Source organism: Ectothiorhodospira sp. 9100, from assembly GCF_022227565.1.
Classification (GTDB): Bacteria; Pseudomonadota; Gammaproteobacteria; order Ectothiorhodospirales; family Ectothiorhodospiraceae; genus Ectothiorhodospira; species Ectothiorhodospira marina.
In genome coordinates, this window is sequence record NZ_JAJNAN010000159.1 from 1 (window position 1) to 335 (window position 335).

At 60.9% G+C, this 335-nt stretch carries 1 pseudogene; it reads right to left on the reverse strand.

What is annotated here, in order from left to right:
* A pseudogene (locus LPW29_RS15435) lies at window positions 1–252 on the reverse strand (ATP-binding protein); the annotation flags it as partial.
* Between the last annotated feature and the right edge of the window lie 83 nt (window positions 253–335).

Sequence of the window (335 nt, forward strand, 5' to 3'; positions counted from 1 at the left end):
CGTGTTGCCCACCAGGGCATCCACTTCGTCCAGGAACAGCACCGTGGGGCAACCTGCGTGTTGAGCCCAGTGTTGAAGGACCTGTGTGAGCAGATTCTGGGGAGAGATGTCCTTGCGCCGGCCATCATACCATTGGGACAGGTGATCATCCTTCAGGTAGAGCTGGATGGAATTGACCAGGGCATCGCAGACGGCCAGGATCCCCTTTTGCTCGTCCCCACGCGCCGCCCTGGGCCACCTCGATATTGGCATAGGCACAGGCATAACGGCCCTGTGCATTGATCGCCAGCATCATCGCCAGCAGTGTGGTGGTCTTCCCCGTCTGGCGAGGGGCG